The sequence below is a fragment of the Frigoribacterium sp. MCBA15_019 genome, assembly GCF_001864945.1.
GTDB lineage: Bacteria > Actinomycetota > Actinomycetes > Actinomycetales > Microbacteriaceae > Frigoribacterium.
This window is the reverse complement of sequence record NZ_MJGS01000004.1, coordinates 1-13,556: the sequence shown is the minus strand read 5'-3', so window position 1 is coordinate 13,556 and position 13,556 is coordinate 1. Positions and strand designations below refer to the sequence as shown.

Below are 13,556 nucleotides of genomic sequence, written 5' to 3'. Positions count from 1 at the left end.
GTCACGACCGGCCGCTCACGTTCGACCGTGACCGGCCGGTCGTGACAGCTCGACCGGGTGCGGCGGGCGCAGGCCCGCAGGAGGCGCGGGTCGGGTGACCCGCGCCTCCCGCGTCTCGGCCCCGGGGCCGATGCCGTGCCTAGAAGTAGGTGATGCCGTGCAGCGGGCGGTCGGGCAGCAACATCGCGCGGAGTTTCTGCACGGCCCCCTTGCGGCGCTCGCGGACGAGGCCCGCGGCGGCCAGCGTGACCGGGTCGAAACCTCCGAGCCAGAGCGAGCCGAGCGTCGCGACGTCGAGTTCGAGGTCGGCGCGACGCACGGCGGCCTTCTTGACCGTGGCCCCGCCCGCCTCGCTCGTGACGCGGTACGTGCCGGCCGCGTGGCCCAGGGAGTCGCCGATGGCGATCGTGACGACGCCGTCGGCGGCCCAGGGGCGTGCCTGCAGGGCGGCGACGGGGTCGAGGATGCGGAACCACACGTGGTCCTCGTCGTGGCTGATCGTCAGCGCGCGACCGTCCACCAGTGCATGGGGCAGCGGGTCGTGTTGCGGGGCGTTCGAGTAGCGGACGGCCTGGACCAGGTCGACCGCGAGCAGCAGCTGCCAGAGGCCGAGGTAGGCGTCGTCGGTCGCGGCCACGAGGTCGACGACGACGAGGGTCTGCGTGCCGGTGGAGCCCGGGCCGCCACCGGTCGCCTCGACCCGGTAGGTCACGTAGCCGTCGACGGTGCCGGTCGCGTCGCGGTGCACGGCGGCTCGGACGGTCGGGTCGGGCGTGCCGTCGGCTCGCTCGCGGCCGAGGGCGTGGTTCCACGCGCCCTCGTGGCGATCGATCGATCCCGGGCTGCGGACGTGGAATCGGGCGAAGACGTCGGGGGCGACCTCGGCGAGCGAGGCGGTGGTGACGAATTCGGTGCTGCCCTCGGGTTCGCTCAGCAGGCCGCCCGCACGTCGCACGTCGACCTCGATCGTGCGCTCGCGGACGCCCACGCCGAACCCGAAGCGCCGGTAGATCGACGCCTCGCTCGCGGTGAGCGCGGCGACCGGGGTGCCGGCGGCCTTGGCGCGGGCGAGGTCGTCGGTCATCATGCGGCGGAGGATGCCCTTGCGTCGGTGGGTCGGCTGCACGGTCACGCCGGCGACGAGGTCGGCCTCGATCAGGCGGCCGCCGCCGACGTGCAGGGTCTTGTCGAACGAGGCGAAGGTGCCGACCGGGCGGCCCTCGGCGTCGAGTGAGCCGGGGTTCGCCTCGCGGCGGTACACGCCGGTGAGACGGCGGCCGTCGGTGGCGAGGCGGCGGGCGGCCCGGCCGAGGGCCGCGTCGTCCGCGGAGGCTTCGTGGAAGCCCTGGGACTCGGCGGCGACCCAGGCGGCGGTCGCGGCATCGGCCCGCGGTGCGTCGCCCGGCGCCTCGGGGTCGAGCGCGGCCGCGAACGTGCGGAGGTCGTAGTCGTCGTCGAGGGTGCTCACCGGACCAGCCTACGGACCGCCACCGACGTTGTCGTCGTCCGTCAGGCGGAACCTGCGCGGGCCGCACGCCCTCCTCGGGAGACCTTGCCGTCGTGACAGATGTGAAATATCATGTGAGGATGATTCCGGAACAGCGACCACCCGAGCCCGACCTGCCCGCGGGTGACGCCCTCACCCGATTGGGGCTCGACGGGCCGACGAGATCGAGCCGTGGCGTGGCACGAGACGTCCCACGCCCGACGGTCCACCGGTCGAGGCGTCGGCGACGGCGAGGCCGACGGCCGGCCGTCGTCACCCTCGCGGCGGCCCTGGTGGTCTTCGTGGGCCTGCCGGCCCTCGTGATCGGCGTCGGAGCCGGGTACCTCGGCCACCTCGCCCGCACCTGGGACGACGGGGCGAGCACGATCCGGGCCGCCTTCCCCGACGAGGCCGACCGACCGGCTGCGGTCGACGACGGCGCTCTCGACGTCCTCCTGCTGGGCTCCGACACCCGGCAGGCCGGGGCCTCGGGGCGATCGGACTCGATGATGCTGGTCCACCTGCCGGCCGACCGACGTGACGTGTACGTCATGTCGATCATGCGTGACACGTGGGTCGACGTGCCGGGCCACGGGATGGCCAAGATCAACGCCGCCTACAGTTGGGGAGGGGTCCCGCTGACGGTGCAGACGGTCGAGCAGCTGTTGCAGACCCGCATCGACCACGTGGCCGAGGTCGACTTCACCGGGTTCGAGGGCATGACCGACGCTCTCGGTGGTGTGGACGTGGTCTCCGAGCGGACGTTCCGGGCGGGGGGCCACGACTTCGTCGCGGGCCCCAACCACCTCGACGGCGAGCAGGCCCTCGACTTCGTCCGCGAGCGGAAGTCCTTCGCCGAGGCCGATCACCAGCGGGTGCGCAACCAACAGGCCTTCGTCCGGGGTCTCGTCGACGGTCTGCTGGATCGCCGGACCCTCACCGATCCCGCGGCGGTCTCGTCGTTCGTCGCCGCGACGGCCGACCACGTCGCGGTCGACCCCGGCCTGACCCCCACTCGCATGGCGGGGATCGCGTGGAGTGCTCGTGAGCTGAGGCCCTCCGGTCTGCACGCGTTCACGATGGCCACGGCGGGCGGCGGCACGTCCGCCGACGGGCAGTCGTACCTGGCGTTCGACGTCGATCGGCTCTACGCCCTGCGTCAGGCCCTTCACGACGACACGGTCGGGGACTACCTCGACCAGACACGCGGCGTCCCGGTCGGTTGATCGCGGTCGGGCCCGGTCGTCGGAAGGTTCCCGGCTCAGTCGATGGTGCGTTGCACCGCCTTGACCGGCAGCATCAGCACCAGGCCGGCCAGCAGCACGAGGGCGATGCCGACGATGCCGAAACGCGTGTCGCCGGTCACCGAGACAAACAGGGTGAACAGGCCCGGTGCCAAGAAGCTCACGGCGCGACCGGTCGTCGCGTAGAGCCCGAAGATCTCACCCTCGCGCCCGGGCGGGGTCACGCGGGCCAGGAACGATCGGCTGGCCGACTGGATCGGCCCGACGAAGAGGGCGAGGGCCAGCCCGAACACCCAGAAGAGGTTCGTCGCGGTCCCGATGGCGAGCACCGCGAAGGCGGCGACGACGAGCCCCACCAGCGACCCGACGATGATCGTCTTGGCCCCGAGTCGGTCGTCCAGCCAGCCGCCGACGAACGTGCCGATGCCGGCGACGAGGTTCGCCCCGACGGCGAAGTAGATGACCATGCTCGGCGAGAAGCCGAACACCTGCGCGGCGATGATCGCCCCGAAGGTGAACACGGCGGCGAGGCCGTCGCGGAAGACGGCACTGGCCACGAGGAACAGCAGCACCTGCCGGTTGCTGCGCCACAGCTTGGCGATCGTGGAACCCAGGAGGCGGTACGAGCGCCACAAGCCCACCCGGGCCCGCGCGGCGGTGGCGGGCGGCTCGGGCACCGACAGCAGGACCGGCACCGCGAAGACGGCGAACCACACCGCGGCGACGACGATCGACAGGCGGACGTCCCAGGCGCCTCCGGCCGTTCCCGTGGCGACGCCGAACAGGCCGCCGCGTCCCTCGACGCCGAAGCTCTGCAAGAAGGCGACGAGCAGCAGGAGCAGCAGGACGATGCCGCCGACGTAGCCGAGGCCCCAACCGAAGCCCGACACCTTGCCGATGGTCCGCGGCGTCGAGACCTGCACGAGCATCGCGTTGTAGTTCACGCTCGCGAACTCGAAGAAGATGTTGCCGGCGGCGAGCAGTGCGGCACCGAAGACCAGGTAACCGGGCACGGGGGCCACGAGCACCATCGCGGCCATGGCGAGCACGACGAGGCCGGTGTTGATCGCGAGCCAGAGCTTGCGCCGACCCGAGCCGTCGCTGCGTTGGCCGAGCACCGGGGCGAGCAGCGCGATCAGCACGCCCGCGATCGTCAGGGCCGTCGAGATGACCGTCGCGTTCTCGGCCTTCGCCAGCACGAGGGCCGGGTTGCGGGTGTCGTCTCCGGCTGCCGCGACGATCGCCGGGTCGACGAACGCGCCGCTCGCCAGGTAGGTGCTGAAGACGAACGAGGTGACGACGGCGTTGAAGGCGGCCGAGCCCCAGTCCCAGAGGGCCCACGAGACCACGCGGCGGCGCGGGATCGGGGTGCTGTCGGCGAGCGTCTGCGCTGCGGTCATGGGGGTCAACCTAGTGGGCGTCCGTGGCCGACGGGGGTCGCGCCTCCTCGTCCGCGTCGATCGCGGTGACCCCCGTTCGAGAGTTGAGTCATTCTGGCTCAACTTTCAGGTTCACAGCTTGACGTCGGCGGCAGCGTGAGTAAAGTTGAGCCAGGCCGACTCAAGGCCGGCCCCCAAGGCTTTCGTCACACCGCACCACGAAGGAGAAAAGCACATGGCACGTGCAGTAGGAATCGACCTCGGTACCACCAACTCGGTCGTCAGCGTCCTCGAGGGTGGCGAGCCCACCGTCATCGCGAACGCCGAGGGTCTGCGCACGACCCCCTCGGTCGTCGCCTTCACGAAGGACGGCGAGGTGCTGGTCGGCGAGACCGCCAAGCGCCAGGCCGTCACCAACGTCGACCGCACCATCGCGTCGGTCAAGCGCCACGTCGGCACCGACTGGAAGGTCGAGATCGACGACAAGAAGTACACCCCGCAAGAGATCAGTGCGCGCATCCTCGGCAAGCTCAAGCGCGACGCCGAGCAGTACCTCGGCGAAGAGGTCACCGACGCCGTCGTGACCGTCCCCGCGTACTTCAACGACTCCGAGCGCCAGGCCACCAAAGAGGCCGGCGAGATCGCGGGTCTCAACGTCCTGCGCATCATCAACGAGCCGACCGCGGCCGCCCTGGCCTACGGCCTCGACAAGGGCAAAGAAGACGAGCTCATCCTGGTCTTCGACCTCGGTGGCGGAACGTTCGACGTCTCGCTGCTCGAAGTCGGCAAAGACGAAGACTTCTCGACCATCCAGGTGCGCAGCACCTCGGGTGACAACCGCCTCGGTGGCGACGACTGGGACAACCGCATCGTCGAGCACCTGATCAAGAAGTTCAAGGACGCCCACGGCGTCGACCTGTCGACCGACAAGATCGCCAAGCAGCGCCTCAAAGAGGCTGCCGAGCAGGCCAAGAAAGAGCTGTCGTCGAGCACCTCGACCAGCATTCAGCTGCCCTACCTCACGCTGACGGCCGACGGCCCGCTCAACCTCGACGAGACCATCTCGCGCTCGCAGTTCGAGCAGTGGACGAGCGACCTGCTCGACCGCACCAAGAAGCCGTTCAACGACGTCATCAAAGAGGCGGGCGTGAAGGTGGGCGACATCGCCCACGTCGTGCTCGTCGGTGGCTCGACCCGCATGCCGGCCGTCACCGAGGTCGTCAAGCAGCTCACCGGTGGTCAGGAGCCCAACAAGGGCGTCAACCCCGACGAGGTCGTGGCCGTGGGCGCCGCCCTGCAGGCCGGCGTGCTGAAGGGCGAGCGCAAGGACGTCCTGCTCATCGACGTCACCCCGCTCAGCCTCGGCATCGAGACCAAGGGTGGCGCGATGACCAAGCTCATCGAGCGCAACACGGCCATCCCGACCAAGCGCAGCGAGACCTTCACCACGGCCGACGACAACCAGCCGTCCGTCGCGATCCAGGTGTTCCAGGGCGAGCGCGAGTTCACCCGCGACAACAAGAACCTCGGCACCTTCGAGCTGACCGGCATCGCCCCGGCCCCCCGCGGCGTCCCGCAGATCGAAGTCACCTTCGACATCGACGCCAACGGCATCGTGCACGTGTCCGCGAAGGACAAGGGCACCGGCGCCGAGCAGTCGATGGTCATCTCGGGCGGCTCGTCGCTGTCGAAGGACGACATCGAGCGCATGGTCCGCGAGGCCGAAGAGAACGCCGCCGAAGACAAGGCACGTCGCGAGGCCAACGAGACTCGCAACTCGGCCGAGCAGCTCGTCTACTCGATCGAGAAGTTGATCAAGGAGAACGACGAGAAGCTGCCCGCGGACGTCAAGTCCGAGGTGCAGGCCGACGTCGACTCGCTCAAGTCGGCCCTCGCCGGCGACGACGAGTCCGCCGTCAAGCCCGCCTTCGACAAGCTCAACGAGAGCCAGCAGAAGCTCGGCCAGGCGATCTACTCGCAGAGCCAGGCCGACCAGGCCGGTGCTGCCGGAGCCGCAGGCCCCGATGGTGCTCCCGCCGACGGCCAGGCCCAGGGTGACGACGAGGACATCGTCGACGCCGAGGTCGTGGACGACGACGACAACGACAAGAAGTAGAGGCGGTCGGCATGACTGACGACAACAAGACGCCCGACGACGAGCCGCGTCCCGCGACCCCGTCCGAAGACGGCGGCACGGCCGACGTGGTCGAGCCCGACGAGCTCGTCGACGCCGAGGCCCCCGACGTCGAGGTCCCGGCCGACGCCGAGGCCCCGGCCGGAGCCAAGGCCGCCGCCGAATCGATGGCCCAGGCGCCCGAGGGCACCGAGACGCTGAGCGCCGACGACGAGGCCATCCTCGACGCGGCCAGTGCCGACCTCGTGGCCGACATGCGACAGGACATGCTGCGGGCCCAGGCCGAGCTGGTGAACTTCCGGAGGCGCGTCGAGCGTGACCGTGAAGCCAACCGCGAGGCCGTGGTCGCCGAGGTCGTCCGCTCGCTGCTGCCGGCGCTCGACGACCTCGCCCGTGCCGAGCAGCACGGCGACCTCGCCGAGGGCCCGATGACCGTCATCGCGCAGAAGATCCGTGGGGGGCTCGACAAGTTCGGCCTCACGCAGATCGGCGCGAAGGGCGACGTCTTCGACCCCAGCAAGCACGACGCACTGGTCCAGTTGCCGAGCGCCGACGTCACGGTCAACACCGTGGCCGACGTGATCGAGCCGGGCTACACGATCGGCGACCGGGTCATCCGCGCCGCCAAGGTCGCGGTGCACACCCCGCAGTGACACCCCGGTGACGGGCGGCCTCGAGGCGGCCCGTCACCACCCCCTTGCGACGCGAGTCGCGACCGGCGGTGGGCTCCTCGACGAGGTGCCCACCGCCTCCCCCGTTCTCTTCCGGTCGCTGCCAGGCAGCGACCTCCAGTCAAGGAAGGAGGTGCCGCATGGCGAGTCAGGACTGGTTCGACAAGGACTTCTACGCCGTCCTCGGTGTCTCCAAAGACGTCACGCCCGCCGAGCTGAAGAAGGTCTACCGCAAGCTGGCGCGCAAGTACCACCCCGACAGCAACCCGGGCGACGCCGCGAGCGAGGCGAAGTTCAAAGAGATCAGCGAGGCCAACTCGGTGCTCTCCGACCCCGAGCAGCGTCGCGAGTACGACCAGGTGCGTGCCATGGGCGGCGGCGCCCGGTTCGCGGCCGGCAGCGGTGGCCCCGGAGGCGCGGGTGGCGGCTTCGAGGACGTCTTCGGCGGCATGTTCAACCAGGGCGGCCAGCGCACGCAGTTCCGCCAGGGCGGCGGCGGCGGCTTCGACGACATCTTCGGCGGAATGTTCGGCGGTGGCGGCTTCGGTCAGACCAGCGGCGGCTACCGCGGCTTCGGCGGTCCGCAGAAGGGCCGCGACATGACGGCCACGACGACCCTCGACTTCCAGACCGCCATCGTCGGCGAGACCATCACGCTGCAGGCGTCGAACGGCAAGCCGATGAAGGTCCGCATCCCGGCCGGCGTGCACGACGGGCAGAAGATCAAGCTGCGCGGCCGGGGCGAGCAGAGCCCCGACGGCGGCGAGGCCGGCGACATGGTGCTGACCGTCGCCGTCCGCAAGCACCCCGTGTTCGAGCTCGACGGCAAGAACCTGCGGCTCGACGTGCCGGTCACGTTCGCCGAGGCGACCCTCGGTGCCACCATCGAGGTGCCCACCCTGGGCGGCGACCCCGTGCGACTGCGCGTCGCGCCGGGCACGCCCTCGGGCCGCGTGCTGCGCGTCAAGGGGCGCGGCGTGCACGCGAAGGACGGCGTCGGCGACCTGCTCGCCACCGTCCAGGTCGCGGTGCCCGCCCATCTCAACGACAAGGCGCGAGAGGCCGTCGAGGCCCTGGCGGCCGCCCTGCCCTCCGAGAATCCCCGCGACGACCTCATCGCCCGGGCGCGGGCCTGACGAGACCCACCCGACCCGCGCCTCCTCGGCGGCAGGTCCCGAGCGACGAGACAGGAGACGAGATGGACCGACCCGACCCCACCCAGTGGCCGATGGACGAGCACTCGCCTCTGTTCGCCATCGCGACCGCCGCCGAGCTCTCGGGCCTGCACGCACAGACCCTCCGGCAGTACGACCGGCTCGGGCTCGTCGTGCCGCAACGCACGGCCGGCAAGTCGCGCCGCTACTCGATGCGCGACGTCGTGCAGCTCCGCGAGATCGCGCGACTCGGCGGCGAGGGCATCTCGCTCGAGGGGATCAAGCGCATCCTCGAGCTCGAGAACCAGGTCACCGCCCTGCAGTCCCGCGTGCGCGAGCTCGAACGAGCGTTGGCCGACGAGATGGTCAACCGGCCCGGGGCCCGGGTCTTCGCCGCGGGTGAGAGCGGCGTCGTGCCGTTGCGGCACGGAACGCGCCCGTCGCGGCAGACCTCGGTGGTCGTCTGGCGGCCCCTGCGCTGACGGCGGCCCTTCCCGTCCGCTCTCACGTCGTCGAGATGGCGCGCCCCCTCGACCGGCACCGCTAGCGTGTCTCCGTGATCGACTTCGCGCAGCTCCGCCGATGGCCCGACGTCGAGGCACCCGAACTCGTGGCCCACGACGCGACCGACCGGCTGCTGCTCGACACCGCCGAGGAGGCGCTGGTCGCCCACCCCGGGCACGTCACCGTGATCGGCGACCGCTACGGTGCCCTGACCCTCGGGGCCGTCTCGATGCTCGAGCCCGTCGGCGGAGGGTCCGATCACCTCGTGGGTCCCGTGCGGGTGCACCAGGACGCACGGTCGGGCGAGCTCGCCCTGGTCGCGAACGCCGCACGGCTAGGCCTGTCGACGCCCACCCCCGGTCGGCCCGAAGCTCCGTCGGCCTGGGTCTCCGGTCCGCTCGACGCGAGCCTGCTCGCCGGCGCCCGGGTGGTCCTGCTCCAGCTGCCTCGGGGGCTCGACGCCCTCGACGAGATCGCCGAGCTCGTGGCCGCTCACGCCGATCCCGACGTCCGCCTCTTCGCGGGTGGGCGGGTCAAGCACATGGCCGTGGCCATGAACGACGTCCTGCGGCGCCACTTCGGCGAGGTGCAGGCCGGGCTCGCGCGTCAGAAGTCCCGGGTGCTCACCGCGTCGGCACCGCTGACCCGTTCGGGGCCGTCGTGGCCCCGGTCGGAGCGGCACGACGACCTCGTGGTCGTGGCGCACGGGGCGGCGTTCGCCGGGGCGTCGATCGACATCGGCACCCGGGCCCTGCTCGAGGCCTTGGCCGTCGAGGACCCGCGGGCCGACCACGTCGTCGACCTCGGCTGCGGCACCGGCGTCCTCGGCGTGACGTACGCACGGGCCCACCCCCGGGCGCGCCTCGTGGCCACCGACCAGTCCGCGGCCGCGGTCGCGTCGGCCGTCGCGACCGCCGAGGCGAACGGCGTCGCCGACCGGATGGAGGTGCGGCGCGACGACGCAGGCGCCTCACTGCCCGCGGGCTCCGCCGACCTGGTGCTGCTCAACCCGCCGTTCCACGTCGGTGCGACCGTCCACGCCGGCATCGCGTACAAGCTGTTCGACGCGGCCGCCCGGGTACTCCGGCCCGGAGGCGAGCTGTGGTGCGTCTGGAACTCGCCCCTCGGTTATCGCCCGGCTCTGCAGCGCATCATCGGCCCGACCCGGCAGGTGTCCCGCGACGCCCGGTTCACGGTGACGGTCTCGACCCGACGGTGAGGACTCCTGCCCGACGGTGAGGACTCCGATCCGACGGTGAGGACTCCGACCCGACGGTGACGGGTCAGTCGAGACGCAGCGACGACTCGATGTACGCCAGGAGGGCGAGCGCGTAGGCGTCGTCCGGCAGGCTCGCGGCGTGCGTCTGCGTCGATGCCTCGACGTCGGCACCCGGGGCCCGCGTACGGACCTCGAAGACGACGCTCTCGGTGGTCCCGCCGAGGGAGCCGTCGGCGTCTCCGTCCGTCCCGGCCACACGCGTCAACGAGACGAACGACCTGCCGAGCAGGTCGCGCAACTGGTCTTCCCGAGGGAGCCACAGGGTCTCGTCGACCCCGACCGAGTCGAGCGCCCACTCGGTGGTGCCGTTGAAACCGAGCACCGTGCCCGTGGGGTACTCGTGCGCCTCGACCGTCATGTCGCTGACGGTGAAGACCTCGGCCGTGTCGAAGTCGCCCTGCTCGATGACGAACCGGTCACCTGCAGCGGGGTGCCAGCGGAGGCCGGCGGCGCTCAGGCGTCGGGCGAGGTCGACGGAGATCATCGGGCCAGTATGCCCGCACCTCACCGGCGGGGCGTGTACGGTCACGAGAGTAACACTAACGCTCGTCATTGTAATGTGCCACACGGCACCGGAGGATCTTCTTGCACGACACATCTCGTCGCCCCGAACATCACCACTCGCCGACACCGGGGCGTCGCTCGTTCCTGATCGGAGCGCTCGCGACGGCCGCAGCGGCCACGGCGGGCGGGGTCGCGTCCGGCGCCGGCGCGGCCCCGGTCGCGGCCGCCGAGCCCGTCTCGCCAGACGCCGTGCCGACCTTGACCGTCGTCGTCGCGTCGTCGGCCCACCCGACCGTGGCGGCGGCGCTCGCCGCGGTGCCCGACGGGGGCACCCTCGTGGTCGACCGGTCCGAGTCGGTCGCGGCCCCGCTCGTCGTCGACCGTCCGACGACCGTGGTCTTCGGCCCCTCGGTCGTGTTGACCGCGACGGCGGACTGCACGGTCTTCGACGTGCGCAGTTCGGACGTGCGCATCGTCGACGCGACCCTGGTCGGAACGGGCGCCGGGCGGACGGGGGCCGGACGCGGCATCGTCGTGACGGGGACGGCGGCCGCCCCGGTCGAACGCGTGTCGGTGGAGGACAGCCACTTCTCGTCGTTCTCGCACACGGCGCTGCTCGCGACGAACGTCGTGGGACTCGAGGTGGTCGCGTGCACGATCAGCGACGTCGGTTACGCGGGTGTGCTGCTCGTGTCGTGCAGCGACAGTGTCGTCCGCGGTTGCACGATCACCGACGTCCGTCAGCCGCCCGGCTACGTCAACGCCTACGGCATCGCGGTGACGCGTGACGAGTCGCGGTCGCTGACCGAGTCACCCCGCTCGGTCCGGGTGACCGTCGACGGCAACACCGTCCGGGGCGTGCCCCGCTGGGAGGGCATCGACACGCACGCCGGCGAGTCCATCGTGATCCGCGGCAACGACGTCTCGGGCTGCGCGGTGGGCATCGCCGTCGTGCCCTGCCAGAACGCGGCCACGCCCCAGGAGTACGTCTACGCGCCCACCGACGTCGTCGTCACGGGCAACCACGTCGAGCGGGGTGCCTCGACGGGCACGGGGTCGGGCATCATGATCAAGGGGGCGGGGTCGACGGTCGCGTCGGCGTCCGAGCGGGCGACGGCCGTCGTCGAGGGCAACGTCGTGGTCGGCATGGGCGGCGGCGATCGCGAGGCGGGCATCCTGCTCTATCTGACCCGCGACGTCGTGGTGCGCGGCAACACCCTGAGTGGATGCGTGACGCGAGGTCTGTCGCTCTACCACTCGAACGACGCGACCCTGGTCGTCGGAAACACGGTCGAGGGACTGGCCCTCGGGACGGGTGCCTCGATCGCGGCGGCCTTCGAGGTGCGCAGCGCCTCCAACACCGCGACCTTCGTGGGGAACGCGTACCGCGTGTCATCCGGGTCGGGCCCGGTCTCGACTCCCGTCCCGGTGAGGGGGGTGTCGGTGCCGGGCAGCGGCAACGTCCTCGATCTCGTGCGCAACGACTGGTCGGCCACGACGCTGCCGGTCTACGGCCGGGCGAGCACGATCACGCGCTTCGCCGACGGCCCCTGACGGCCGGCCCTCGGCCGACCGCCGGTTCGGCCGGACCACGGAGGCGCGGGTCGGGTGATCACCGCACCCGCGCCTCCGTCGTCCTCCGGCTCAGCTACGCGGTCGGAACTCGCCGAACGCAACGGTCCGAGGACTGGTTCCCGGAGTCGTCTCGACGAAGGTGAGGTCGTAGACCGACGGCGCCGCGAGGACGTAGCTCAACGACCAGCCGCCGTCCGGGGTGGCGTCGACCGGGCCGGTGACGCGGGTGCCCCACTTGTTCTGCACGTGCACGGCGGCTCGCGGGTCGGCCGTGCCGCTGAAGGTGGTGGCCGTGCCCGAGACGTATCCGGCCTCCCGGTTCGGGCTGATCACCCGGAATTCGGGGCGGAGCGTCTCGGGGTGGATCGTGAACGGCCCGTCCTTGGCCGTCTGGGTGGCCAGGGTCTGGGCGACCCACAGGGTGTAGACGCTCGGCGCGGCCAACACGCGGTCGTGGTGCCAGTGGCCGGCGCCGTCCACCGGGATGCCGCGGGCGACCTCGGTGCCCCAGGCGTTGACGAGCGCCACCGTGGCCCGGGGGGTCGCCATGCCCTCGATCCGGGTGAGCGTGCCCGCCGTGTAGGTCGCCGGGCCGGTGATGGTGCCGGGCAGCAGGGGGGCGGGTTCGGGCGTCTCGGGGCCCTCGAGCGTCAGTGCGGCGGTGGTGCGGTTGTGGCCGCGGCCGATCTGTACGACCTCGAGGTCGTGACCCGAGTCGTCGAGGGGCGCGGTGGTCACGCGCCAGGTGCCGGAGGCGAGCACGGTGGTCGCGGGGGCGAGCCACGAGGTGGAGCCTTTCTCGCGGACTCGGACCTCGCCGCGCGGGACTCCCTTCCCGGTCAGCGCGACCGGGCCCCCGGTGTGGATTGTTCCGTCCGCCGGGCTCGCGACGGAGACGGCCGCCCCGTAGTCGAGGTCGAGACGGGTCTCGTCGATCTTCTCGCCGTCGAGGGACTGGCGCACCGTCACTGTGTGCACGCCGCCGGCGTCGGGGGCGAGCACCTCGACGTCGACCGCGCCGTCACGGTCGGTGCGGCCCGAGCCCAGGAGGCCGCCGCCGACGCTCAGCACCTCGACGAGGGACTCGGGAGTCGCTCGACCCTCGACGTGGACACGCTCGGTCCGTGCCTCCGGGAACGTCCGGGTCACATCGAGGGGGGTCCCGACGAAGAACTCGAGGTCGAGGGTGTCGACCAGGGTCTCGCCTCGGTACTCGGCGAGGTGTGTCGAGGCGGGCCCGAGCGGGAGGTGCCCGAGCTCGGCCCGCCAGACGCCTGCGTCGTTCGCGTCGACCTCGAAGGTGTCGTCGACGACGACGGTCGCGCCGGCTTCGGCGTTGCCGGAGACCACGGCCGTGCGATCGGTGACGTCGACGCTCTCGATGCGAGCGGTCAGGCCCGAGGGGTGGGTCTCGCTCGGGGTCGCAGGGAGGGGAGAGTCGGGGGGTGCCGCGGATGCCGGGGCGGAGGTCAGAACGAGCAGGGCGACCGTGGCCGTCGCTGCGATCGTGGTCATTCGGTGCTGGGGTCTCATCGTCGGTCCCATCTGTAGATGCCGCCGCGCTGACGGTCGACATATTAATAGCAGATGTGAGACGTATGGATCACCCGCAGGACGGCTCCCCAC

General features: G+C 71.5%; 11 protein-coding genes. 7 read left to right on the top strand and 4 right to left on the bottom strand.

What is annotated here, in order from left to right:
• Window positions 1-139 precede the first annotated feature (139 nt).
• Complete coding sequence (locus BIV04_RS07405) at window positions 140-1,468, bottom strand: GNAT family N-acetyltransferase (RefSeq protein WP_071255552.1); 1,329 nt, start codon at window positions 1,466-1,468, stop codon at window positions 140-142.
• A gap of 215 nt (window positions 1,469-1,683) precedes the next feature.
• On the opposite strand from BIV04_RS07405, the gene BIV04_RS07400 reads away from it, so the two are divergent.
• Window positions 1,684-2,712, top strand: a complete 1,029-nt coding sequence (locus tag BIV04_RS07400; RefSeq protein ID WP_071255550.1) for an LCP family protein — start codon at window positions 1,684-1,686, stop codon at window positions 2,710-2,712.
• Between the two features lie 35 nt (window positions 2,713-2,747).
• Here BIV04_RS07400 and BIV04_RS07395 read toward each other — a convergent pair whose 3' ends face one another.
• Complete coding sequence (locus BIV04_RS07395; protein WP_071255548.1) at window positions 2,748-4,130, bottom strand: MFS transporter; 1,383 nt, start codon at window positions 4,128-4,130, stop codon at window positions 2,748-2,750.
• Between the two features lie 214 nt (window positions 4,131-4,344).
• On the opposite strand from BIV04_RS07395, the gene dnaK reads away from it, so the two are divergent.
• From dnaK to BIV04_RS07370, 5 genes are all read left to right on the top strand, one after another.
• Window positions 4,345-6,225, top strand: coding sequence for a molecular chaperone DnaK (gene dnaK, locus BIV04_RS07390; RefSeq protein WP_071255547.1), 1,881 nt, complete (start codon window positions 4,345-4,347; stop codon window positions 6,223-6,225).
• An 11-nt stretch (window positions 6,226-6,236) separates the two neighbouring features.
• Window positions 6,237-6,896, top strand: coding sequence for a nucleotide exchange factor GrpE (locus tag BIV04_RS07385; RefSeq protein WP_255364205.1), 660 nt, complete (start codon window positions 6,237-6,239; stop codon window positions 6,894-6,896).
• 158 nt (window positions 6,897-7,054) lie between these two features.
• Window positions 7,055-8,050 (top strand): DnaJ C-terminal domain-containing protein, encoded by a 996-nt coding sequence (locus tag BIV04_RS07380; protein ID WP_071255546.1) that lies wholly within the window; start codon window positions 7,055-7,057, stop codon window positions 8,048-8,050.
• Window positions 8,051-8,142: 92 nt separating this feature from the next.
• Window positions 8,143-8,550 (top strand): heat shock protein transcriptional repressor HspR, encoded by a 408-nt coding sequence (locus BIV04_RS07375; protein WP_043597756.1) that lies wholly within the window; start codon window positions 8,143-8,145, stop codon window positions 8,548-8,550.
• Window positions 8,551-8,624: 74 nt separating this feature from the next.
• Window positions 8,625-9,791, top strand: coding sequence for a methyltransferase (locus BIV04_RS07370; protein WP_071255544.1), 1,167 nt, complete (start codon window positions 8,625-8,627; stop codon window positions 9,789-9,791).
• Between the two features lie 64 nt (window positions 9,792-9,855).
• On the opposite strand, the gene BIV04_RS07365 is transcribed toward BIV04_RS07370, so the two are convergent.
• Window positions 9,856-10,335, bottom strand: coding sequence for a hypothetical protein (locus tag BIV04_RS07365; protein ID WP_071255542.1), 480 nt, complete (start codon window positions 10,333-10,335; stop codon window positions 9,856-9,858).
• Window positions 10,336-10,436: 101 nt separating this feature from the next.
• Between BIV04_RS07365 and BIV04_RS07355 the strand changes: the two genes are divergently transcribed.
• A complete protein-coding gene (locus BIV04_RS07355) occupies window positions 10,437-11,909 on the top strand; it encodes a right-handed parallel beta-helix repeat-containing protein (RefSeq protein ID WP_177174785.1) in 1,473 nt (490 codons plus the stop codon).
• A 90-nt stretch (window positions 11,910-11,999) separates the two neighbouring features.
• On the opposite strand, the gene BIV04_RS07350 is transcribed toward BIV04_RS07355, so the two are convergent.
• The gene (locus BIV04_RS07350) at window positions 12,000-13,445 is read right to left on the bottom strand and encodes a hypothetical protein (protein WP_071255539.1); all 1,446 of its coding nucleotides are present in this window, start codon (window positions 13,443-13,445) and stop codon (window positions 12,000-12,002) included.
• Window positions 13,446-13,556: the final 111 nt, after the last annotated feature.